Raw genomic sequence first — 20,912 nt, 5'->3', positions numbered from 1 at the left:
CGTGTCGATTACGGATTCGGGTCTGCGCCGGGTCGCGGTGCACACCGATACCGGTCGCGCCGATCTGGCACTGCCGGCCGCGGTGCCGGTGGCAGCGCTGATCGCCTCCGTCATCGACCTCATGCCGCGCCGGGACGGCCCGCACGCCCCGCGTCCGTACCGGCTGGGTCTGCCCGGGCGGGCACCGCTGGACCCCTCGAAAACACTGGCGCAGCAGGGCATCCACGACGGCGCGGTGCTGGTGTTGGCGCGGGCGGGCGACATTGTGGCGGATGCGCGTTTCGACGATCCCGCCGAGCAGGTGGCGGCTACGGTGCGGGAAGCGCTAAGCCCGTGGAATCCGGCTGCTCGCCGGCTCACCGCCGCGCTGGCAGCGTCCGGCTTGGCCGGGGTGGCCGGTTTCGTGGCGGTCCCGGGCGGGCCCGGCACCCCGAACGCCCTGTTAGCCGTCACTGCGGCCGGGACAGTGGCTGCCGCTGCGGTTCCGTCGAGCGGCTGTAGCGGGCCGGTGCGGGCGACGTTGTGCTGCTTGGCCGGGTTGGCGGTGGCCGCCGCTGTCGTGGGGATGGCTTGTGCTGCAACCGGCATCTCGCTGCAGGCGGCCGGTGCGGTGGGAACGGCGGTTGCGGTCGGTGTGGTCCGGATGGCGGGCCGGATCGCGCTGGCGACCCGGCGCCCGACACGCGAGGCCCACGATCTGCTGACCGGGTTAGTCGCCGCGTCCGCAGCCGCGGTGGTCCTGGGTTCCCTCGGCGTCGCGGCCCGACAACCGGACCCGGGGCCGGTCGGTGTCGCATTCGCAGCCGTGGCCGGCCTCGCCCTGTTACTGCGGGCCCGCTCCCACAGCGATAGCCGCCAGATCGCGGCATTACTGGCTGGCGGCGTCACCACCATCGGAATCGCGGTTCTCACAGCGGGTTCGGGGCCATGGCCGGCCGCGGTGGCGCTGGCACTGGCCGGTGGCGCCATCGCTGCCGGTTTCGCCGCACCGCCGGCATCCCCGTTGAGCCGGCGCGGCGCCGAGGTGCTGGAGAGCCTGGCGCTGGGCGCGCTGGTGCCGCTGGCCTGCTGGCTCTGCGGGGTTTACGGTGCCGTGCGCGGACTGAGTCTGGGCTGACGCGTGCGGATCGCCCGGATCGCCATCGCCGCTGCGGTGATCGCCGGGGCCACCCCGGGCGTGCCGCCGGCCAACGCGGTCGCACCCCCGCCGATCGACGGCTCCCGGTTACCGGCCGCGGCGCCGGCCGCACCGGCGCATCCCACCGTGCAACGTCAGGTGTGCGCGGTGCCGGCGCTGGATCCCGCGGTGACACCGAACCAGCTCGACGGGCTGGACCTGCCGGCGGTCTGGGCGCTGACCCGCGGGGCGGGGCAGCGGGTGGCGGTGATCGACACCGGGGTGGCCCCGCATCGACGGCTGCCCGGTTTGGTGGGCGGCGGCGACTACGTGTTCACCGGCGACGGCACCCAGGACTGCGACGGCCACGGCACCCTGGTCGCCGGGACTATCGCGGCCACAACCGATCCCGGCGACCGGTTCAGCGGTGTGGCGCCGCTGGCTACGGTGATCGGTATCCGCCAATCCAGCACCAGGTTCGGCGCCGTCGGCGACGCCGCGGGTGTCGGCGACGTCGACACGCTGGCGAAAGCGGTGCGTACGGCGGCCGATTTGGGGGCGTCGGTGATCAACATCTCGGCCGTGGCCTGCCGGCCGGTGAACTCCGGCCTCGACGACCGGGCACTCGGCGCCGCCCTGGCCTACGCGGTCGAGACGAAGAACACCGTCGTGGTCGCCGCGGCCGGCAACACCGACGACGGGTGCGCTAAAGACGGGCCGATGATCGTCAGCCCGGCCTGGTACGACGACTACGTGCTGACGGTCGGCTCGGTGGACGCCGACGGCGCACCGTCGGCCTTCACCCGCGCCGGCCCCTGGGTCGACGTGGCCGCACCCGGCGAAAAAGTGCTGTCGCTGAGCAGCGTCGGCGACGCGATGGCGACCACCGCCGGCGGCACCAGTTTCGCCGCACCGGTGGTCAGCGGTGTGGCGGCACTGATCCGGTCCCGCTTCCCGGCGTGGACGCCGCGCCAGGTGATGGACCGGATCAAGGCCACCGCGCGCCACCCGGCCGGCGGGCGCGACGACGTCGTCGGCGCCGGGGTGATCGATCCGCTGGCCGCGGTCAGCTCGGAGGTAGCTGAGCCCGCCTCCGTTGCCCGAGCCCCCGAACCGGCACCCCCACCCCCGCCGGCCGTCGAGCCCGTCGCCGCTTCGGCCGGGCTGCGCACCGCGATCACCGGCACCGGTGTCCTGCTGGCCCTGCTGCTGGCGGTGGTCACCGGCCGGGTGGCGGTGGCACGACGTCGCGGGCCAGCAGCGCCTGCTGCCGACTGAGCCGCGGGCCGGCCGGCAGCCCGGCGAGCATCGGCCAAGGCACCCCGGCAGGGGTCTCGGGCAGACCCAGGCTACGTGCCGCGGCGGCATCGTCGACGGTGAACCGCACCCCGGTCTCGGTGATCAGGTAGCCGGCACCAGCTGGGCGACCAGACACACCGACGGCCCGAACGTAGGCACTGCGGCCCGGCGGCAACCAGACCGCATCGAGGGCCGGGCCGAGGCCGTCGGCCTGGGCCAGCACCGTTGCCGCCGCGCCCGCCGGCAGCGGCAGGCCGACACCGGCCGACAGCGTGATGCCGACCGGATCGTCGGCACGCCAATGGGCGCACAGCGTCACCGCGGCGGCGGGCAACGTGGCGAGGCGGCCGTCGAATTCCTTCGCCGGCGGGGCCTCGGGTAGCGCAGTGAGCAGCAGACCCGAGACCCGCCGCGGCGCTGCGGATTCCAGGCTCGGATCAGCCGGGTTGACCGGAATCCGCCGGCCCCGCAGCACCAGGTACGTGGCGGTGGACTCCGCGCTGACCGGCACCGCCGCATCGGCGTCGATACGCGCGGATTGCGGCGGTTCGGCCCCGACGACCAGGGTGGTGCCGGCCGGGTCATCGCACAGCGACCAGGTCTCGGTCGCGGCCGCCGCTGCGCCGAGTGCGCCGGGGACGCCAGGGATGCCCAGCGGTGGCCCGCGCCGGGCCTTTGCGATCTCGGTGCCGGCTACCGGCCGCGGGTCGGCGGGGCCGGCGATCAGGCGGGCCGAGGCGAGGTTGAACACCGGATGGACCGTGTCGCCGACCCGGACATACAGCGCGCCCGAGGCGCGGTCCAGCAGGATCGGCGCGTCACCGAGGCCGGGTTGCGGCCGCACGATGGCCAGCACCACCGCGCCGGCCGCCACGATCACGCTGAGCAGGCAACCCAGCGCCAGCCCGGCCCGCCCGGGCGCGGGGCCGCCGGCCGCCTGGCCGCACCGCAGCGCACGCTCGATGCGGCGCGCGCTGAATCGGTGCGCATGCAGCTGTAGCTGTGTGGTCGTTCGCCCGGCCATGCGCCCCCGTTCCCGTGCCGACGACGCTAACCCCGGCAGCGGCCCGGCGGCCTCCGACCATCCACAGGGCCGTCCGCGCCGAAATCGGGCTTCGGTACCATTCCGCTATGCGTTTTGTTCGATTGAGCAGCATTTTCTCGGCGGCGTTGATGGCCGGCGCACTGCTGACCGTGCCGGTCGTGGCCCCTGATGCCATCCCGTCGGCGGCCGCCTACGACTGCCCCGACGTCGAGGTCATCTTCGCCCGCGGCACCAGCGAGCCGCCCGGCGTCGGCCGGGTGGGTCGCGCGCTGATCGACTCGCTGCGCCAGCAGACCTCGAAGAAGGTCGACGAGTACGGCGTCAACTACCCCGCCGGCCGGCTGCAGCTGGGTGGCGGCGACGGCGCCAATGACGTGATCCGCCGCGTCAAGGCCGCCGCCGACGTGTGCCCGGACACCCAGCTGGTGCTCGGCGGGTACTCGCAGGGCGCCTCGGTGATCGACATCGTCACCGGCACCCAGGTGGGCGGTATCAGCTGGGGCAGCCAGCTGCCCGCCGAGTACGCCGACCAGGTGGTGGCCGTGGTGGCGTTCGGCAACCCCGCCGTCCGCACCGGCGGCCCGATCAGCGCGCAGAGCGCCCTGTTCGGCGCCAAGGCCCTCGACCTGTGCAACCCGGGTGACCCAATCTGCCACGAGGGACCGGGCAACGAGTGGACCGACCACACCGACGGCTACATCCCGGCGCTGACGAGCCAGGCGGCCAACTTCATCGCCGGCCGGCTGCGCGCTCCTGGGCCGGTGCCCGACGTCGAACCGCTGGTCCGCTGACCTGCACCGACGCTCTTATTTAGCCCGTCAAGTTTTTACGGCGCTACTATCAGTCGCTGTGAAGGCATACCGGCTCCTGACCGCGGTCGTGCTGCTCGCCGTGTCCTTGATAGCTCCCGCGCTGATACCGACGGTCATTCCCTCGGCGGCGGCGGCCGGCTGTCCGCCGGTCGAGTTGGTGTTCGCCCGCGGCCGGCTCGAGTCGGCAGGCCCGGGCATAATCGGCAACGCCTTGGTCAGCGCGTTACGCGCGCGGGCCAACCGCACCGTCGGACTGTATGCGGTGCGCTACGACGCGGACGCCGATGTGGATCGCGGCGCCAACGACATGAGCGGCCACATCCAGCACATGATGCAGACCTGCCCGGACACCCGATTGGTGGTCGGCGGCTACTCGCTGGGCGCGGCGGTCAGTGACATCGTGCTGGCCGTCCCGATGAGCGTGTTCTCGTTCAACAACCCGCTACCGCCTGGCGCCGACGAACACATCGCCGCGGTCGCGCTGTTCGGCAACGGCAGCGCCTGGGCCGGGCCGATCACCCGGTTCAGCCCGGTCTACGCCGACCGGACCATCGAGTTGTGCCACGGCGCCGACCCGATCTGCAATCCGGCCGACCCCAACACCTGGGAAGCGAACTGGCCACAGCACCTGGCCGGTGCCTATATCGAGGCCGGCATGATCAACCAGGCCGCCGACTTCATCATGGGCAAGCTCTGACCGGGCTCGTCGCGACTGGGCCGCCGGGATTAGTTAGATCATCTTTGCTTCGCTACTATTCTCCGCTGTGAAGGCATACCGCATCCTGGCGGCCGGCCCCCTGGCCGCAGCCCTGCTGATCAGCCCCGTCCCGTCGTCGACGGCTTCGGCCGACGGGTGTCCGGACGCCGAGGTGGTGTTCGCGCGGGGCACCAATGAGCCGCCGGGCCTGGGCCGCGTCGGCAACGCCTTCGTCGGCGCCCTGCGCGGCCAGACGTCCCGCTCGATCGGCACCTATGCGGTGAACTACCCGGCCAGCTACGACTTCGGCCGGGCCGCCGACGGCGCCAACGACGCCAGCGGCCACGTGATGTGGATGGTGGAGAACTGCCCGGGCACCCGGCTGGTTCTCGGGGGGTACTCGCAGGGCGCGGCCGTCATCGACGTGGTGGCCGCCGCGCCGGTGCCCGGCTTCGGGTTCACCGCGCCGCTGCCGCCCGAGGCCGCCGACCACGTCGCGGCGATCGCGGTGTTCGGCAACCCGTCCAACAAGATCGGGCAGCCGCTGACGAACAGCCCCGGCTACGGGTTCAAGACGATCGACCTGTGCACCGACGGCGACCCGGTCTGCTCCCCCGGACGCAACTTCGCCGCCCACTCCGGCTACACGCCCAGCATGACCAATCAGGCCGCGGCTTTCGTCGCCGGACTGCTGTAGCCCGGTTGCTCGACTGTGCAGTTTGGTTGCCGAAGTCCCGTTTCTGCGACCCAAACCGCACACTCGACCGTCTAGCGAGTGCGAATATCCCGGGTGACGACGCTGCGCGCCGCCAATTGGTCGTCCGGCGGGTAGTCGACCCCGACCAGGGTCAGGCCCCGCGCCGGCGCGGCGGTGAAATCACTGGACCGGCGCTCAGCGTTCAGCAGGTCGGCGCACCAGGTGGCGCTGCGCCGGTGCTCACCGACCGCGAGCACCGCCCCGACCAGCGAGCGAACCATCGACCAGCAGAACGCGTCGGCGCTGACGTGCGCGGTGACCAGATCACCCTCACGCTCCCAGTCCAGCCTCTGCAGATCACGAATGGTGGTGGCGCCCGCCCGATGGCGGCAGAACGCCGCGAAATCGTTGAGCCCCAACAGCCCCCGCGACGCCTGCCCCATCGCCTCGATATCCAGCGGGCGCGGCCAGGCTGTGACGTAGCGCGCCAGCTGCGGCACCACCCCGTAAGGCGCGGTCGAGAGCCGGTAGACGTAGTGGCGCCGCAGCGCCGAGAACCGCGCGTCGAAATCGGGCGCCGCCCGCACCACGCGCAGCACCCGGACATCGGCCGGCAGGAAACGCGCCAATCGCCGTGTCAGTGCCAGGAATTCCGGCTCGCCGGGCCGCTGCCCACGCGAATAGACGTGCGCCAGTGCCGATCCCGGGATGTCGATGTGGGCGACCTGCCCGGTGGCGTGCACGCCGGTGTCGGTACGCCCCGCGGCGAACAATCGCACCGGAACGCGAAACACCGTCGCCAGCGTCTCTTCGAGAACGCCGGCGACGGTGCGCTGTCCGTTCTGTACCGCCCACCCGGCGAAATCGGTGCCGTCGTAGGCGATGTCGAGCCGAAGCCGAACTTCGGCCCCGGACTCAGGACTCGTCAGTGGCTTCGGTGGCCTCGGGAGCCTCGGCCTCAGCGGCCGGCTCCGCTACCTTCTCGGCCTCGGTAGCCTCGGCGGGCTTCTCCTCGACCTTCTCGGCTGGCTTCTCGGCGGCCTTCTCGCTCTTGGCAGCCTTAGGGGCCTTGCGCGCCTTCTCGGCCTCCGACGTCACCGTCTTCTCCCGGACCAGCTCGATCACGGCCATCGGGGCGTTGTCGCCCTGACGCGCCTCGACCTTGATGATGCGGGTGTAGCCGCCGTTGCGGTCCGCGAAGTGCGGGGCGATCTCGGCGAACAGCGAGTGCACCACGTCCTTGTCGCGGATCTTCTTGAGCACCTCACGCCGGTTGTGCAGCGTGCCCTTCTTGGCGTGGGTGATCAGCTTCTCGGCGTACGGCCGCAATGCCCGCGCCTTGGGCTCGGTCGTCTTGATCCGGCCGTGGGTGAACAGCGACGTGGCCAGGTTGGCCAGCAGCGCCTTCTGGTGCGAGGACGACCCCCCGAGACGGGGACCCTTGGTGGGCTTGGGCATTGCGACTTCTCCTAAATGGGGCCGGCCCCCGTATCAGGTAGGGCCGGGACGGCTCTCTTGCGAGAGGTTGGGCGTTTAGAGCTGCTCGGTCTCGGCGTAGTCCTGCTCGTCGTAGCTGGTGTCGCCCGACCAGGTACCGGTGGCCGCGTCGTAGCCCGCCACCTGCGACGGGTCGAAGGTGGCCGGGCTGTCCTTGAGCGACAGACCCAGCTGGTGCAGCTTCACCTTGACCTCGTCGATGGACTTCTGCCCGAAGTTGCGGATGTCGAGCAGGTCGGACTCGGTCCGGGCGACCAGCTCCCCGACCGTGTGCACACCTTCGCGCTTGAGGCAGTTGTAGGACCGCACGGTCAGGTCCAGGTCGTCGATCGGCAGGGCGAACGACGCGATGTGGTCCGCTTCGGCCGGCGACGGCCCGATCTCAATACCCTCGGCCTCGACGTTGAGTTCCCGTGCCAGACCGAACAATTCGACCAGCGTCTTGCCGGCCGAGGCCAGCGCGTCCCGCGGGCTGATGGAGTTCTTGGTCTCCACGTCCAGCACCAGCTTGTCGAAGTCAGTGCGCTGCTCGACACGGGTCGCCTCGACCTTGTAGGTCACCTTGAGCACCGGCGAGTAGATCGAGTCGACCGGGATGCGGCCGATCTCGGCACCGGAGACCTTGTTCTGCACGGCCGGGACGTAACCGCGGCCGCGCTCGACGATCAGCTCGACCTCGAGCTTGCCCTTGTCGTTCAGGGTGGCGATGTGCATGTCGGGGTTGTGCACCGTGACGCCGGCCGGCGGCACGATGTCCCCGGCGGTGACGGCACCCGGGCCCTGCTTGCGCAGGTACATGGTGACCGGCTCGTCCTCCTCCGAGGACACCACCAGGCCCTTGAGGTTCAAGATGATGTCGGTGACATCCTCTTTGACGCCGGGCACCGTGGTGAACTCGTGCAGCACGCCGTCGATGCGGATGCTGGTGACGGCCGCGCCGGGGATCGACGACAGCAGGGTGCGCCGAAGCGAGTTCCCCAGGGTGTAACCGAAACCCGGCTCCAGCGGTTCGATGACGAACTGGGACCGGTTGTCTGCCACAACCTCTTCGGACAGGGTCGGTCGCTGCGAGATCAGCATTGTTTTCTATCTCCTTCTCGGCACCCGCTATTTGATGCCGGTCAAGTCCTGCACCGGTTGGTACAGGCGTGTTACTTCGAGTAGAACTCGACGATCAGCTGCTCGGCGAGCGGAACCTGGATCTGGGCACGCTCGGGCAGCTGGTGGACCAGAATGCGCTGCCGCTCCCCGACCACCTGCAGCCAGCCCGGGATCGGGCGGTCGCCCGCGGTCTCCCGGGAGATCTGGAACGGCACCGTGTTGATCGACTTGTCCTTGACGTCGATGATGTCGTACTGCGACACCTGGTAGCTGGGCACGTCGACCTTCACCCCGTTGACGGTGAAGTGGCCGTGGCTGACCAGCTGGCGGGCCATCCGACGGGTGCGGGCCAGGCCGGCGCGGTAGACCACGTTGTCCAGCCGGCTCTCCAGGATGCGCAGCAGTTCCTCGCCGGTCTTGCCGCCGCGGCGCACCGCTTCTTCGTAGTAGCGGCGGAACTGCTTCTCCATCACGCCGTAGGTGAAGCGCGCCTTCTGCTTCTCCTGCAGCTGCAGCCGGTATTCGCTTTCCTTGATCCGCGCGCGGCCGTGCTGGCCGGGCGGGTAGGGCCGCTTCTCGAATGCCTGGTCACCGCCGATGAGGTCGACGCCCAGCCGGCGGGACTTGCGGGTTGCGGGTCCGGTGTAACGAGCCATCTTTTTTCAGTCCTCCTAGACCCGGCGCCGCTTGGGCGGACGGCAGCCGTTGTGCGGCTGCGGTGTGACGTCGGAAATCGCGCCGACCTCCAGGCCGGCAGCCTGCAGCGAACGGATCGCGGTCTCGCGGCCCGAGCCCGGGCCCTTCACGAACACGTCGACCTTCTTCACGCCGTGCTCCTGCGCCTTGCGGGCGGCGTTCTCGGCGGCCAGCTGCGCGGCGAACGGAGTGGACTTACGCGAGCCCTTGAACCCGACGTGACCCGACGACGCCCAGGCGATGACATTGCCCTGCGGGTCGGTGATCGTCACGATCGTGTTGTTGAAGGTGCTCTTGATGTGCGCGGCACCATGCGGGACGTTCTTCTTTTCCCGCCGCCGAGTCTTCTGGCCCTTCTTGGGCCCGGTCGCTTTCTTCGTCGCCATGGGTCTTACCTGGCCTTCTTCTTACCGGCGATGGTGCGCTTGGGGCCCTTGCGGGTGCGCGCGTTGGTCTTGGTCCGCTGGCCGCGCACCGGCAGGCCGCGACGGTGCCGCAGGCCCTGGTAGCAGCCGATTTCGATCTTGCGACGGATGTCGGCCTGCACCTCGCGGCGCAGGTCGCCCTCAACCTTCAGATTGCGCTCGATGTAGTCACGCAACTGGGTGAGCTGGTCGTCGGTGAGGTCCTTGCTGCGCTGGTCCTTGTCGATACCGGTCGCGGCCAGGATTTCGCCTGCGCGGGTACGGCCGATGCCGTAGATATAGGTCAGCGCGATCTCCATGCGCTTATCGCGCGGCAGGTCGACGCCCACAAGTCGAGCCATGGGGGGCATGCCCCTTTCATCTTCGTTGCGGAGGTTGTGATCCCAGCCCGTTCCCGGCCGAAAACTCCGGGGCCCGGCCTCCGATCCGGGCGTGTGTGAGCTGGCCCATCTGGAAAAGATGCCAGCCGCTCACTGGTACTGGGAGGTCTGCATTCAGTTGTGGTCTGCGGGGACTGAGCCCGGCGATGGCTAGCCCTGACGCTGCTTGTGGCGCGGGTCGGAGCAGATCACCATGACCCGGCCGTGCCGACGGATCACCCTGCACTTGTCGCAGATCGGCTTGACGCTGGGGTTCACCTTCACGGCTGCTGTGGTCCTGTTCTCATCGCTGGTTGACGTACGGGTGGCGCTATCGGGGGATCACTTGTACCGGTAGACGATGCGTCCGCGGGACAGGTCGTAGGGAGACAACTCCACGACCACCCGGTCTTCCGGCAGGATACGGATGTAGTGCTGCCGCATCTTGCCGCTGATGTGGGCGAGCACCTTGTGACCATTCTCCAGCTCAATGCGAAACATCGCATTGGGCAGGGGCTCGACCACGCGGCCCTCGACCTCGATTGCACCGTCTTTCTTGGCCATTACTCTCCGGCGATCCTCCGTGTCTGGCTTACCTGTTGCATGTGCATGCGCCCGCCGCGGCGCAGCATCGACTACGACTACAGAACGTGGGCCGGTGGCAGGAAATTCCAGGTGAATCGCCAAGAATCTCAGACTGGGCACGCAAGAGTCGACGCGGACGCCGCACCGTCGTCCCACGATACCCGCTGAACAGCCGGTCGCCAAAATCGTCGGCGGTGAGACACTGATTCCAGGCGGCACCCGCCGTCGCCACGCAGCGATGGGATGCACATGACCGAGGGACTCTCACTGAAACCCGACATGGGCCGCTACGCGGTTTGGACCTTCGGATCCCCCACTCCCGAGCAGGCGACCGAGATCGAACGGCTGGGCTACGGCGCGATCTGGGTGGGCGGCTCGCCGGCGCCTGAGCTGGAGTTCGTCGAGCCGCTGCTGGCGGCGACATCGACGCTGCAGGTGGCGACCGGGATCGTCAACGTCTGGTCGGCGCCGGCAGCGCAGGTCGCCGAGTCGTTTCACCGGATCGAGGACGCCTACCCCGGCCGGTTTCTGCTCGGCGTCGGCGTCGGTCACTCCGAAGCCACCGCCGAGTACCGCAGCCCCTATCGGACCTTGACGGACTATCTGGACGCCCTGGACGCCGACGGGGTACCGACCAGCCGCCGGGTGCTGGCCGCGCTGGGCCCCAAGGTGCTGCAGCTGGCGGCCGAGCGCAGCGCCGGGGCGCATCCCTACCTGACCACCCCGGAGCACACCGGAACAGCCCGCGAGCTGATCGGGCCCTCGGTGTTCCTGGCGCCCGAGCACAAGGTGGTGCTGTCGACGGATGCCGCGGCCGCGCGCGCCGCCGGACGCGACGCGGTCGGCTTCTATCTAGGCCTGTCGAACTACGTCAACAACTGGCACCGGCTTGGCTTCGGCGACCGCGACGTGCGTGCGCCCGGCAGCGACCGGCTGATCGATGCGGTGGTGGCGCACGGCACGGCCGAGGACGTCGCCGCCCGGTTGGGTGAGCATCTGGCGGCCGGCGCCGACCAGGTGACGATCCAGGTGCTGGGCGGCTGGAAGCAGCTGCTTCCAACGCTGACGGAGCTCGCCGGGCCGCTGGGGCTGACACCGCGCGACTGAGGGGCGCCCCCGCCACCGCTAGGGTTGCCCCATGCGTCTGCTGGTCACCGGCGGCGCCGGGTTCATCGGCGCCAACTTCGTGCACAGCACGCTCGTCCAACACCCCGACGCCCAGATCACCGTGCTGGACGCCCTGACCTACGCCGGCAGCCGCGAGTCGCTGGCCAACACCGCGCGCGAGATCGCGCTGGTGGAAGGCGACATCACCGATACCGCGCTGGTGGAGCGGCTGGTCGCCGACTCCGACACGGTGGTGCACTTCGCCGCCGAAACCCACGTGGACAACGCGCTGGCCGAACCCGAACCGTTCCTGCGTTCCAACGTGATCGGCACCTTCACCGTGCTGGAGGCGGTACGCCGGCACGGGGTACGGCTGCACCACATTTCCACCGACGAGGTCTACGGCGAGCTGGCCCTCGACGACCCGCGCCGGTTCACCGAGACGACCCCCTATCGCCCGTCGAGCCCGTACTCGTCGACCAAGGCCGCCGCCGACCTGCTGGTGCAGTCCTGGGTGCGCTCCTTTCGCATCCACGCGACGATCTCGAACTGCTCGAACAACTACGGCCCCTACCAGCACGTGGAGAAGTTCATCCCGCGGCAGATCACCAACCTGCTGACCGGACGCCGCGCCAAGCTGTACGGCAGCGGCGCCAACGTACGCGACTGGATCCACGTCGACGACCACAACGCCGCCGTCTGGCAGATCATGACCCGCGGGCATGCCGGGCGCACCTATCTGATCGGCGCCGACGGCGAACGCGACAACCGCAGTGTGCTGCAGACCATCCTGCGGCTGATGGGCCACGACCCCGACGACTTCGACCACGTGCCCGACCGGCCCGGCCACGATTTGCGCTACGCGATCGAGCCGTCGGCGCTGCGCGACGAACTGGATTGGAAGCCCGAGCACACCGACTTCGAGGCCGGCCTTCGCTCGACCATCGACTGGTATCGCGCCAACGAGCCCTGGTGGGCGCCATTGAAAGAGGCCGCCGAAGCCCGCTACGCCGAGCTGGGACGCTGACGTGGCGTTCCGCGAACTGGCCGTCCCCGGAGCCTTCGAGCTCACCCCGACCCAGCACGCCGATGACCGCGGCGTGTTCTTCGAGTGGTTTACCGACGAAGAGTTCACCGCCTTCGCCGGGCACCGCTTCGACGTGCGCCAGGCCAACTGCTCGGTGTCGCGGGCCGGTGTGTTGCGCGGCCTGCACTTCGCCGAGGTGCCGCCCGGGCAGGCCAAATACGTCACCTGCGTGTCGGGGGCGGTCTTCGACGTCGTCGTCGATATCCGGGTCGGCTCACCGACATACGGGCAGTGGGATTCGGTGCTGCTGGACACCCAGAACCGCCGGTCGATCTACCTGGCGGCCGGCTTGGCCCACGGATTCCTGGCGCTGCACGATGATTCGACGGTGATGTACCTGTGCTCGGCCGGCTACGACCCGCAGCGCGAACACACCATCTGCGCCACCGACCCGGCGATCGGCATCGACTGGCCGGCCGATCACCCGCTGGTGCTCTCCGCGCGGGACCGCGACGCACCGTCGCTGGCGGAGGTCCGGGCCGCCGGACTGCTGCCGGACTGGAAGCCCAACTGAGCAGGCACTGAACCATCGCGCGGCGGACGTCGTGATTGAGGTGTGGGGACGGCGCGGATCCTCGTTGTCGGTGCGGGCGTAGGCGGAATTTCCGTTGCGCGGGGACTGCTTCGCGACGGACACGAAGTCTCTGTCTTCGAGCAGGGCACCGACGTGCGAACGGCCGGCGGCGCGGTGACCATCTGGCCCAACGGGGCAATGGTTCTTCGCCAGCTGGGCGTTGCGATGGACGGCGCCGGCCAGCGGCTGTCCACCGTCCGGGTCGTGACGTCGGCCGGCCGTCCGCTGGCCACGCTGGATCTGACCGCCATGGCCGACCGGCTGGGTGCGCCCGTTCGAATGGTTCCGCGCCGCGTGCTGCTGGACCGCCTGCTGGACGGGTTTCCGCGCGACCGCATCCACTGCGGCGCCCGGCTGGTCCTGGTGCACTCCAACCACCAGGGCGTGCGCGTCGGATTCGACGACGGCAGCCGCGCCGACGGAGACGTGCTGATCGGCGCGGACGGATTGCATTCGCGGGTCCGCGACGTCGTCGGGGCGCGCCACGCCAACCCGACCGGCTGGTGCAGCTGGCAGGGACTGGTCACCCTGCCCGACGTCGCCGACACAGATGTCGCACTAGTCGCCATCGGCGAGCACGGGAACCTCGGGCTGTGGCCGGCCGGCGGCGGCGAGATCCAGTGGTGGTTCGACCTGCCGTGGTCATTCGACTTCTCCCGACCGCAGCACCCGATCGAGGTGATCCGCTCGAAGTTCAGCGGATGGTCGGATGCGGCCGACCGGGTGCTCGCCGCCCTGACCGAAGACGATCTGGCCTCGTCGCCGTATCCGCATTTCCGCCATCCGATTCCGCCGCCGGGCCACGGCGTGCTCACTCTGCTCGGCGATGCGGCACACACCATGCCGCCCACCCTCGCCCAGGGAACCAATCAGGCGCTGCTCGACACGATGGTGTTGCGACAGGCGTTGTCGAACGTCGGCCGCACCGCCGTCCCGGGTGCACTGCGCACCTACGAGCGGAGCAGGAGACGCCGGGTGGCGACGGTGTCGCGGGTGGCGTCGCTGCCGGTGTCCCACGGCGAGTCCGTTCTCAGGCCGGCGGCACTGATCCCGGACCGGTTCCACACCTGGGCGCTGACGACGTTTCTGCGGTGGTCCAGCCACCGCCGGATGGCCGCGGTGATCGGCAGACGGTGATGACGAGCCCGAATGATCCGGTACGAGTACGCGGCGCTATCGATGCGCCTGCACGCTGGTTGTGGTTGCTCAAATGGTGCGTGCTGGCCGCCCCGCACTACCCGATCCTGATCGGGCTCTACCTGGTGTATCCGCTGCTGACTCTCGTTGCGGGCGTAGCGATCCTGTTCACCGGGCGGTTTCCGCGGCCCATCTTCGACTTCAATGTCGGGGTGTTGCGCTGGTCGTGGCGGGTGATGAATTACCGGTTTCCGATGAATGCCACCGACAAGTACCCGCCTTTTGCGTTGGCGTCCCGGTCCGACTATCCCGCCGATCTGCACGTCAGCTACCCCGAACGGTTCAGCAGGTGGGCGGTGCTGGTGCGATTGCCGTTGGCGCTGCCGCAGGTCATCGTGTGCTGGGCGATGGAGCCGCTGCTGCAGGTGCTGTGCGTGATCAACGCCGGGTGGTTGTTGTGCATCGGGACGGCGTCGCCGAGCCTGTTCGACCTATTGATGGGCATGGCGCGATGGCGCTACCGGGTGGCCGCCTACGTCTCGCTGATGCGCGACGAGTATCCGCCGTACCGACTGGATATGGGCAGCCGATGACGCGCGGTAATCCCTTGTTCCCGTACGTGTATCGCCTCGGTATGCCGATCTTCGATCGGCTGTTCTACCGCCGCTATCGCCGGGCGGCGATGAGCCATGCGACCGGGCGGTTGCTGATGGTGGGCCTGGGCCCGGGTACCGATCTGCTGTTCATTCCGCCCGCGGTGACGTCGATCGCCGCCGTGGAGCCGGTCGCGGCGATGCGGCGGATGGCGGCGGCACTGGCCCACCGCCACGGCATCGACGCCGACATCGTGGACGGAATAGGTGAGGCGATTCCATTCCCGGACAATAGTTTCGACTCGGTGCATGTCGGGCTGGTGTTGTGCTCGGTCGACGATGTCGCCGCCACACTCGCCGAAATCCGCCGGGTGCTCACCCCCGAGGGCAGGTTGGTGGTGCTGGAACATGTCCGCGGTGACGGTGCCCTGGGCCGAATCCAGGACCTGATCGCCAGACCGTGGTCGTGGCTGGCCTCTGGCTGCAGGCCGAACCGGCGCACCGTCGACGCCATTGCCGCGGCCGGGTTCGACACCACCACACTGCGCCGCGTCCAGCGCACCCCGGTGCCGCCGCCGTGCACACCGCATCTGCAGGGATTCGCCACCGTGAGAAAGGAATTCTGATGAACCGATTATTCGCCCTCGCCACCGTTGCCGGGGTGGTCCTGCCCGCCGGGCTCAGCCCACTGGGCGTCACTCTCACCGCCCTCACCGGTCCGCATGATCAGGTCTGGTCGATGCACGCCCTGTTGACCGGCCAGACCGACAACCTGGGTCTGCTCGCGACCACACCGTTGGACGGGTTCCAGTTCCCGGACCTGACGTCCCTCGGGTCAGAACCCGTCGACAGTGTCTCGGACCCCGATTTTATAAGCAATATCCACGATCTCGGCATCCTCACGCTCACATCGGCGGCCGACCCGGACGACGATTACGTTGCGTTCGCCATCCAAACGCCACTCTTCACCGATATCTTGACGTCCGGCGCCGACCCCGAGGGGACCTTGGGCTTGGGCGACGCGAGCATCGGCCTGGCCGGGGCGACGGTGAACACCTTCGAGAGTTCGGTCTTCCCGTTCCTCGACAGTTCGTTCACCCTTCCCTTCCCGGATCCGTTCGCCGATCTGTTCACTTTGCTTGTCCAACTCGGCTTGTAGCGCCTATTCCACGCTCACCGCCGCGATGATGTTCAGCCGCGCCGCCCGCCGCGCCGGCGGCAGCGCACCGAGCAGGCTGATCACCAACGCGCCCAGGGTGAACGCAGCCGCCATCGGGCTGGGCCGGAAGGTGACGGCGAAGTTCATGACGTCCGCGCTGACCAGGCTGTAGAGCCACTGGTCCAGCAGGCCGATCAGCAGCCCGAACGCGCCGCCGACGGCACCGATGCCCACCGCCTCGGCCAGCACCATCCGCACGGTGAACCGGCGGCTGGCTCCCATCGCCCGCAACACCCCGAGTTCGCGGCGGCGCTCCAGCACCGACAGCGTCAACGTGTTGAACAGGGCGACCGCGGCCACGATCACCACGATCACCAACACCGCGTTGGCGATGAACATGCTCTGGTGCAGCGGCGCCTCGAGTCCCGCCAGCGCCGCATTGCCGTCGTAGACATAGTTGGGCGCGGGAACCGCCCGGCGGACGTCGTCCGCCAGACGCCGGCGATCCACCCCGGCGGCCGCGGTGACCTGCAGCGTGGTCGCCACCGGCCGGTCGAACCACGTCCGCAGGTGATCGAGGCTGATCCCGACGGTGCCGATGACCGTGGAGAAGTACGGCACCAAGGCCAGCACCGTCGTGCGCTGCGGGCCGTGCGGCGTCTGCAGCTGCAGTTGATCGCCCACACCGACATGCAGCGTCCTACCGAGATTCGCCGACAGCACCACGCCGCGGCCGGTGAGCACGTCCTCCCGAAGCGGCGGGTCGAGCGCGCGGTACAGCGGATCGTGGGTTCCCGGGGCGAACCCGTCGAGCAAGACGCGGGTGCCGCCGACCACGGCGAAGCCGACGGCGCCCTCGGTGAGCCGTGCGACGCCCGGCACCGCGGCCACCGTGTCGGCGAGGCCACTCGGCAGCGCATCGGTGGGATAGCTGTCGGGCGGATCGGCACTCACCCACACGTCGGCTCCCGCAGCCGGCGCGAAGACGCCGCGCGCCGAGGCGACCATGTCGGCGTTGGTGCCGGTGATCATCACCGTGGTGATCACGGCGATGAGCACGGTCATGACGGTGGCCCACACCCGCCGCGGCGCACGTTGTATGGTTGCAGCCGCCAATGCCCCAACGGTTCCGAAGATCCGAGCCGTGGCCGCGGTGGCATTGACGATCGGTGTGGTGAGCGCGAATCCCATCGCGATCTCGGCGCAGAACAGCGCGATCATCCCGGCGAACGCAAGGGTGCCGGGCCGGGCGAGCACCATCGCGATCGCTGCCGCGAACACCGCGAGCGCCACCACTCCGCTTCCGACCCGCAACCAGCGGGGTACCACGTCGGCCGCCGACGCGCCGGGCGGCGCGAGGGCCTCGATCGGCGCGACCTTGTAGACCTGCCGGGTAGTCATCGCCGAGGCGGCCACGCCGGTGAGTACCGTCGCCGCCAGCGCGGCCGGAATCGCGTAGCCGGGCAACAGGTATTCGACCCGGGCTTCCAGTCCCTGTGTTATGGCCGGCGGCAATCGGCCGATCGCCATGCGGCCGGCGAAGATGCCGGCGCCCGCCCCGAGCGCACCACCGATCAGCCCGAGAATCGCGGCCTCGGCCAGCAGGTCGCGCACGATCATGGCGCGTCGGGCCCCGATCGCCCGCAGCATCGAGATGACCGGCCGGCGCGCGGTGATCGCCATGGTCATGGTGGTGTAGATCAGGAACGCGCCGACCACCAACGCAACCGCCGCACCCATCAGCGCCATGTAGTTCATCAGCTTGACCCCGTCGCCGGCCCGCGCCGCCCGCAGACTCGGATCCGCGACGACCGCCCGGCCGCCCACGGCGGCGGTGACCGCGGCGCGCACGGCCGTCGGGTCGGCACCGGGCTTGACGGTGATCAACAGCGAGTCGAGTTGCCCGGCGCGTCCAGTGACGTTCTGCGCCAACGCAAGTGGGGCCAGCACGTAGTGGCCGCCGTTGAGGTCGGCGAGCTGCTTGCCGGTCAGTACCTCGGCGACGACGACCGAACCCGAACCCAGCTGGAACGTCTCACCTTCCGCGTGAGCGACGCCGGGCCCGACCCGCACGCCATCGGGCCGCTGCGCCGCCGGCAGTGCGCCGACGGCGCTCTTCAGAGCCCCCTCCAGCGCGGCGCTGCTCGCGTCCGCACCGAGCAATAGCACTGGGCCATCGGCGGTGGCCGCCGACGTCCGGATCATCGGTGCCGCGGTCGCCACGCCGGGCACCGCGGCGACCTCCGCGACGATGCTGTCGGGAAAGCCGGCGTCGGTGATACCGGATACCTCCAGGGACGCGATGCCGGCGATCTGGTCGGCCAGCCGGTTCACCGATCCGGTGATGGATCCGAAGATGCCGAAGATCGCGACCAGATACAGGGCGGACACCGCCATGACGGCGATCGAGGCGGTGGTGCGCCGACGGTGCACGGCGAGTTCGCGCACGCTGAACACGCGCAGCCGGCTCGCGACCGCCATCGCCGTGGCCGGTTTCATCGCGCGACCAGCGCGGCGTCGGAACCGACCCGACCGTCCTGCAGGGTGATCACCCGATCGGTGGCCGCTGCGGCCTCGCCGTTGTGGGTCACCATCACCACCAGCCGCCCGCGGCCGCCCTCGTGTGCCACCTCGGCGAGCAACGCCAAAATCGCTGCGCCGGTGGTGGAATCGAGATTCCCGGTGGGTTCGTCGGCCAGGATCAGTGCCGGGTCCATCATCAGCGCTCGCGCCACCGCGACCCGCTGCATCTGGCCTCCGGACAGTTCCGCCGGGCGATGCTCGGTGCGGTTACCCAGACCCACCCGGTCCAGCAACCGGACCGCATCGGCGCGGGCCCTGCCCAGCCGGACGCCGTCGAGCAGCGTCGGGACCGCCACGTTCTCCCACGCCGACAGGGTGGGCAGCAGGTTGAAGAACTGAAAGACGAACCCCACCTGATGGTGGCGAAACCGGGACTGTTCCTCATCGCCGAGCCGGCCGATCTCGGCGCCGTCGAAGGCGATGGAACCGGCATCCGGGGTGTCCAGCGCGCCGAGCAGGTGCAGCAGCGTACTTTTACCCGCCCCCGACGGCCCGACGATCGCCACGAACTGTCCGCCGGTGAGGTGCAGGCTGATCCGGTCGAGCGCCCGCACCGATTGATCGCCGACCCGGTACTCACGCACCACATCGCGAAGGTCGATGGTGAGTGCGCGCTGGTCACGTCCTCTGGTCATGGTCCTCCCGCGGGGCCGCGCACCGCCGATATGAATACCACGAGTCCGGCCCGCGAACGGTTCGACAACGAATGGCACCCCCCTCGCATTTACTAGGATGTCCTAGTATTCTGGGCGTCGGGCCGGTTCCGGCTCACCACCACAGTCACGGGGATGACGCATGACCACACAGATTTCGCACTTCATCGACGGCAAACGCGCCGCGGGCCGTTCGCAGCGCACCGCCGACGTCTTCGATCCCAGCACCGGCGCGGTGCAGGCGAAGGTTCCGCTGGCCGACGCCGCCGAGGTCGACGCCGCGGTCGCGGTGGCCGTCGCCGCCCAGAAGAACTGGGCCGCCTACAACCCGCAGCGGCGGGCCCGGGTGCTGATGCGCTTCATCGAGCTGGTCAACGCCAACATGGACGAATTGGCCGAGCTGCTCTCCCGCGAACACGGCAAGACCGTGGACGACTCCCGCGGCGACATCCAGCGCGGCATCGAGGTGATCGAGTTCGCCATCGGCATCCCGCACCTGCTCAAAGGCGAGCACACCGAGGGCGCCGGTCCGGGCATCGACGTGTTCTCGCTGCGCCAGCCGCTGGGCGTCGTCGCCGGGATCACCCCGTTCAACTTCCCCGCGATGATCCCGCTGTGGAAGGCCGGCCCCGCGCTGGCCTGCGGCAACGCGTTCATCCTTAAGCCTTCCGAACGCGACCCCTCGGTCCCGGTGCGCCTGGCCGAACTCTTCTTGGAGGCCGGCTTGCCGCCCGGGGTGTTCCAGGTGGTGCACGGCGACAAGGAGGCGGTGGACGCCCTGCTGGGCCACCCCGACATCGCCGCGGTCGGTTTCGTCGGCAGCTCCGACATCGCCGAGTACATCTATTCGACCGCCACCGCGAACGGCAAACGGGCGCACTGTTTCGGCGGGGCGAAGAACCACATGATCGTGATGCCCGACGCCGACCTGGACCAGGCGGTGGACGCGCTGATCGGCGCCGGATACGGCAGTGCCGGCGAGCGCTGCATGGCGATCAGCGTGGCGGTGCCGGTCGGCGAGGAGACCGCGGAGGCGCTTCGCTCCAAGCTGGTCGAGCGGGTCAACCAGTTGCGGGTCGGGCACAGCCTGGACCCCAAATCCGACTACGGACCGCTGATCACCGAGGCCGCACTCGCCCGAGTCCGCGACTACATCGGGCAGGGCGTGGAAGCCGGCGCCGAATTGGTGGTCGACGGCCGGACCCGCGCCGCCGACGACCTGGAGTTCGGCCTTCCGGACGGGCCGGCCAGCCTGTCCGGCGGCTATTTCATCGGGCCCACCCTGTTCGACCACGTCACCACCGACATGTCGATCTACACCGACGAGATCTTCGGCCCGGTGCTGTGCATTGTCCGGGCGGCCAATTACGAAGAGGCCCTGGCATTGCCGTCCGAGCACGAGTACGGCAACGGGGTGGCGATCTTCACCCGTGACGGCGACACCGCCCGGGATTTCACCTCCCGGGTGCAGGTCGGCATGGTCGGGGTGAACGTGCCGATCCCGGTGCCGGTGGCCTACCACACCTTCGGCGGCTGGAAGCGGTCCGGCTTCGGCGACCTCAACCAGCACGGCACCGCGTCGATCCAGTTCTACACCAAGGTCAAGACCGTCACGCAGCGCTGGCCCTCCGGCATCAAGGACGGCGCCGAATTCCACATCCCCACAATGGGTTAACGACCCAGACTGTG

Annotated in this window: 24 protein-coding genes; 13 read left to right on the top strand and 11 right to left on the bottom strand. The window is 69.5% G+C overall.

Going from position 1 to position 20,912, the window contains the following annotated elements:
• Window position 1: 1 nt before the first annotated feature.
• A complete protein-coding gene (locus A5771_RS11660; RefSeq protein ID WP_165606088.1) occupies window positions 2–1,117 on the top strand; it encodes an EsaB/YukD family protein in 1,116 nt (371 codons plus the stop codon).
• Window positions 1,118–1,120: 3 nt separating this feature from the next.
• The gene (mycP, locus tag A5771_RS11655; protein WP_064855375.1) at window positions 1,121–2,395 is read left to right on the top strand and encodes a type VII secretion-associated serine protease mycosin; all 1,275 of its coding nucleotides are present in this window, start codon (window positions 1,121–1,123) and stop codon (window positions 2,393–2,395) included.
• Here mycP and eccB read toward each other — a convergent pair.
• Window positions 2,337–3,440 (bottom strand): type VII secretion protein EccB, encoded by a 1,104-nt coding sequence (gene eccB, locus A5771_RS11650; protein WP_064855374.1) that lies wholly within the window; start codon window positions 3,438–3,440, stop codon window positions 2,337–2,339. The genes mycP and eccB overlap by 59 nt on opposite strands.
• 107 nt (window positions 3,441–3,547) lie before the next feature.
• On the opposite strand from eccB, the gene A5771_RS11645 reads away from it, so the two are divergent.
• The 3 genes from A5771_RS11645 to A5771_RS11635 all read left to right on the top strand — a co-directional run bounded on the left by A5771_RS11645 (window position 3,548) and on the right by A5771_RS11635 (window position 5,667).
• Window positions 3,548–4,252: a cutinase family protein gene (locus A5771_RS11645; RefSeq protein WP_064855373.1), complete on the top strand. Its 705-nt coding sequence runs from the start codon at window positions 3,548–3,550 to the stop codon at window positions 4,250–4,252.
• Between the two features lie 88 nt (window positions 4,253–4,340).
• Window positions 4,341–4,970 carry a cutinase family protein gene (locus A5771_RS11640; RefSeq protein ID WP_275084983.1) on the top strand — a complete coding sequence of 210 codons (630 nt, stop codon included), beginning with the start codon at window positions 4,341–4,343 and terminating at the stop codon, window positions 4,968–4,970.
• Window positions 4,971–5,037: 67 nt separating this feature from the next.
• Window positions 5,038–5,667 carry a cutinase family protein gene (locus A5771_RS11635; protein ID WP_064855371.1) on the top strand — a complete coding sequence of 210 codons (630 nt, stop codon included), beginning with the start codon at window positions 5,038–5,040 and terminating at the stop codon, window positions 5,665–5,667.
• Between the two features lie 71 nt (window positions 5,668–5,738).
• On the opposite strand, the gene truA is transcribed toward A5771_RS11635, so the two are convergent.
• The 8 genes from truA to infA all read right to left on the bottom strand — a co-directional run bounded on the left by truA (window position 5,739) and on the right by infA (window position 10,309).
• The gene (truA, locus tag A5771_RS11630) at window positions 5,739–6,629 is read right to left on the bottom strand and encodes a tRNA pseudouridine(38-40) synthase TruA (protein ID WP_109401107.1); all 891 of its coding nucleotides are present in this window, start codon (window positions 6,627–6,629) and stop codon (window positions 5,739–5,741) included.
• On the bottom strand, window positions 6,583–7,125 hold the full coding sequence (gene rplQ, locus A5771_RS11625; RefSeq protein WP_064855369.1) for a 50S ribosomal protein L17: 543 nt from the start codon (window positions 7,123–7,125) through the stop codon (window positions 6,583–6,585). The genes truA and rplQ overlap by 47 nt, the downstream gene beginning before the upstream one ends.
• Before the next feature lie 75 nt (window positions 7,126–7,200).
• The gene (locus A5771_RS11620) at window positions 7,201–8,244 is read right to left on the bottom strand and encodes a DNA-directed RNA polymerase subunit alpha (protein ID WP_064855368.1); all 1,044 of its coding nucleotides are present in this window, start codon (window positions 8,242–8,244) and stop codon (window positions 7,201–7,203) included.
• A 71-nt stretch (window positions 8,245–8,315) separates the two neighbouring features.
• Window positions 8,316–8,921, bottom strand: coding sequence for a 30S ribosomal protein S4 (rpsD, locus tag A5771_RS11615; protein WP_064855367.1), 606 nt, complete (start codon window positions 8,919–8,921; stop codon window positions 8,316–8,318).
• A gap of 15 nt (window positions 8,922–8,936) precedes the next feature.
• Window positions 8,937–9,347 carry a 30S ribosomal protein S11 gene (gene rpsK, locus A5771_RS11610; RefSeq protein WP_013830211.1) on the bottom strand — a complete coding sequence of 137 codons (411 nt, stop codon included), beginning with the start codon at window positions 9,345–9,347 and terminating at the stop codon, window positions 8,937–8,939.
• Window positions 9,348–9,352: 5 nt separating this feature from the next.
• Window positions 9,353–9,727, bottom strand: coding sequence for a 30S ribosomal protein S13 (rpsM, locus tag A5771_RS11605; protein ID WP_046318640.1), 375 nt, complete (start codon window positions 9,725–9,727; stop codon window positions 9,353–9,355).
• Window positions 9,728–9,916: 189 nt separating this feature from the next.
• Complete coding sequence (gene rpmJ, locus A5771_RS11600; RefSeq protein WP_003879483.1) at window positions 9,917–10,030, bottom strand: 50S ribosomal protein L36; 114 nt, start codon at window positions 10,028–10,030, stop codon at window positions 9,917–9,919.
• A gap of 57 nt (window positions 10,031–10,087) precedes the next feature.
• On the bottom strand, window positions 10,088–10,309 hold the full coding sequence (gene infA / locus A5771_RS11595) for a translation initiation factor IF-1 (protein WP_003418601.1): 222 nt from the start codon (window positions 10,307–10,309) through the stop codon (window positions 10,088–10,090).
• Between the two features lie 270 nt (window positions 10,310–10,579).
• On the opposite strand from infA, the gene A5771_RS11590 reads away from it, so the two are divergent.
• From A5771_RS11590 to A5771_RS11560, 7 genes are read left to right on the top strand one after another with little or no spacing between them, the layout of a single operon-like run.
• Window positions 10,580–11,437, top strand: coding sequence for an LLM class F420-dependent oxidoreductase (locus A5771_RS11590; protein ID WP_064855394.1), 858 nt, complete (start codon window positions 10,580–10,582; stop codon window positions 11,435–11,437).
• A 31-nt stretch (window positions 11,438–11,468) separates the two neighbouring features.
• Window positions 11,469–12,464 (top strand): dTDP-glucose 4,6-dehydratase, encoded by a 996-nt coding sequence (rfbB, locus tag A5771_RS11585; RefSeq protein ID WP_064855366.1) that lies wholly within the window; start codon window positions 11,469–11,471, stop codon window positions 12,462–12,464.
• Window position 12,465: 1 nt separating this feature from the next.
• Window positions 12,466–13,038, top strand: a complete 573-nt coding sequence (gene rfbC / locus A5771_RS11580; RefSeq protein ID WP_064855365.1) for a dTDP-4-dehydrorhamnose 3,5-epimerase — start codon at window positions 12,466–12,468, stop codon at window positions 13,036–13,038.
• Between the two features lie 42 nt (window positions 13,039–13,080).
• Complete coding sequence (locus A5771_RS11575) at window positions 13,081–14,235, top strand: FAD-dependent oxidoreductase (protein ID WP_234783031.1); 1,155 nt, start codon at window positions 13,081–13,083, stop codon at window positions 14,233–14,235.
• Window positions 14,235–14,828: a DUF4389 domain-containing protein gene (locus A5771_RS11570; RefSeq protein WP_064855364.1), complete on the top strand. Its 594-nt coding sequence runs from the start codon at window positions 14,235–14,237 to the stop codon at window positions 14,826–14,828. Before A5771_RS11575 ends, A5771_RS11570 begins: the two co-directional genes overlap by 1 nt.
• Window positions 14,825–15,454 (top strand): class I SAM-dependent methyltransferase, encoded by a 630-nt coding sequence (locus A5771_RS11565; protein WP_064855363.1) that lies wholly within the window; start codon window positions 14,825–14,827, stop codon window positions 15,452–15,454. Before A5771_RS11570 ends, A5771_RS11565 begins: the two co-directional genes overlap by 4 nt.
• Window positions 15,454–15,987 (top strand): hypothetical protein, encoded by a 534-nt coding sequence (locus A5771_RS11560; RefSeq protein ID WP_064855362.1) that lies wholly within the window; start codon window positions 15,454–15,456, stop codon window positions 15,985–15,987. The genes A5771_RS11565 and A5771_RS11560 overlap by 1 nt, the downstream gene beginning before the upstream one ends.
• A gap of 3 nt (window positions 15,988–15,990) precedes the next feature.
• Here the strand turns inward: A5771_RS11560 and A5771_RS11555 are convergent, their stop codons facing one another.
• Together A5771_RS11555 and A5771_RS11550 are read right to left on the bottom strand one after the other, a co-directional pair.
• Window positions 15,991–18,486 carry an ABC transporter permease gene (locus A5771_RS11555; RefSeq protein WP_064855361.1) on the bottom strand — a complete coding sequence of 832 codons (2,496 nt, stop codon included), beginning with the start codon at window positions 18,484–18,486 and terminating at the stop codon, window positions 15,991–15,993.
• Complete coding sequence (locus A5771_RS11550; RefSeq protein WP_064855360.1) at window positions 18,483–19,205, bottom strand: ABC transporter ATP-binding protein; 723 nt, start codon at window positions 19,203–19,205, stop codon at window positions 18,483–18,485. The genes A5771_RS11555 and A5771_RS11550 overlap by 4 nt, the downstream gene beginning before the upstream one ends.
• Before the next feature lie 160 nt (window positions 19,206–19,365).
• Between A5771_RS11550 and A5771_RS11545 the strand changes: the two genes are divergently transcribed.
• Window positions 19,366–20,898: a CoA-acylating methylmalonate-semialdehyde dehydrogenase gene (locus tag A5771_RS11545; RefSeq protein WP_064855359.1), complete on the top strand. Its 1,533-nt coding sequence runs from the start codon at window positions 19,366–19,368 to the stop codon at window positions 20,896–20,898.
• Window positions 20,899–20,912: the final 14 nt, after the last annotated feature.

Source organism: Mycolicibacter sinensis (genome assembly GCF_001667375.1).
Classification (GTDB): Bacteria; Actinomycetota; Actinomycetes; order Mycobacteriales; family Mycobacteriaceae; genus Mycobacterium; species Mycobacterium sinense_A.
This window is presented reverse-complemented; position numbering and strand designations above follow the sequence as displayed.

Excerpts from the sequence above, each read along its gene's own strand:
- eccB (WP_064855374.1), bottom strand. The coding sequence starts at position 3,440 with ATGGCCGGGCGAACGACCACACAGCTACAGCTGCATGCGCACCGATTC.
- A5771_RS11645 (WP_064855373.1), top strand. The coding sequence starts at position 3,548 with ATGCGTTTTGTTCGATTGAGCAGCATTTTCTCGGCGGCGTTGATGGCC.
- rplQ (WP_064855369.1), bottom strand. The coding sequence starts at position 7,125 with ATGCCCAAGCCCACCAAGGGTCCCCGTCTCGGGGGGTCGTCCTCGCAC.
- A5771_RS11620 (WP_064855368.1), bottom strand. The coding sequence starts at position 8,244 with ATGCTGATCTCGCAGCGACCGACCCTGTCCGAAGAGGTTGTGGCAGAC.
- rpsD (WP_064855367.1), bottom strand. The coding sequence starts at position 8,921 with ATGGCTCGTTACACCGGACCCGCAACCCGCAAGTCCCGCCGGCTGGGC.
- rpsK (WP_013830211.1), bottom strand. The coding sequence starts at position 9,347 with ATGGCGACGAAGAAAGCGACCGGGCCCAAGAAGGGCCAGAAGACTCGG.
- rpsM (WP_046318640.1), bottom strand. The coding sequence starts at position 9,727 with ATGGCTCGACTTGTGGGCGTCGACCTGCCGCGCGATAAGCGCATGGAG.
- infA (WP_003418601.1), bottom strand. The coding sequence starts at position 10,309 with ATGGCCAAGAAAGACGGTGCAATCGAGGTCGAGGGCCGCGTGGTCGAG.
- A5771_RS11590 (WP_064855394.1), top strand. The coding sequence starts at position 10,580 with ATGACCGAGGGACTCTCACTGAAACCCGACATGGGCCGCTACGCGGTT.
- rfbB (WP_064855366.1), top strand. The coding sequence starts at position 11,469 with ATGCGTCTGCTGGTCACCGGCGGCGCCGGGTTCATCGGCGCCAACTTC.
- A5771_RS11570 (WP_064855364.1), top strand. The coding sequence starts at position 14,235 with ATGACGAGCCCGAATGATCCGGTACGAGTACGCGGCGCTATCGATGCG.
- A5771_RS11565 (WP_064855363.1), top strand. The coding sequence starts at position 14,825 with ATGACGCGCGGTAATCCCTTGTTCCCGTACGTGTATCGCCTCGGTATG.
- A5771_RS11560 (WP_064855362.1), top strand. The coding sequence starts at position 15,454 with ATGAACCGATTATTCGCCCTCGCCACCGTTGCCGGGGTGGTCCTGCCC.
- A5771_RS11555 (WP_064855361.1), bottom strand. The coding sequence starts at position 18,486 with ATGAAACCGGCCACGGCGATGGCGGTCGCGAGCCGGCTGCGCGTGTTC.
- A5771_RS11550 (WP_064855360.1), bottom strand. The coding sequence starts at position 19,205 with ATGACCAGAGGACGTGACCAGCGCGCACTCACCATCGACCTTCGCGAT.
- A5771_RS11545 (WP_064855359.1), top strand. The coding sequence starts at position 19,366 with ATGACCACACAGATTTCGCACTTCATCGACGGCAAACGCGCCGCGGGC.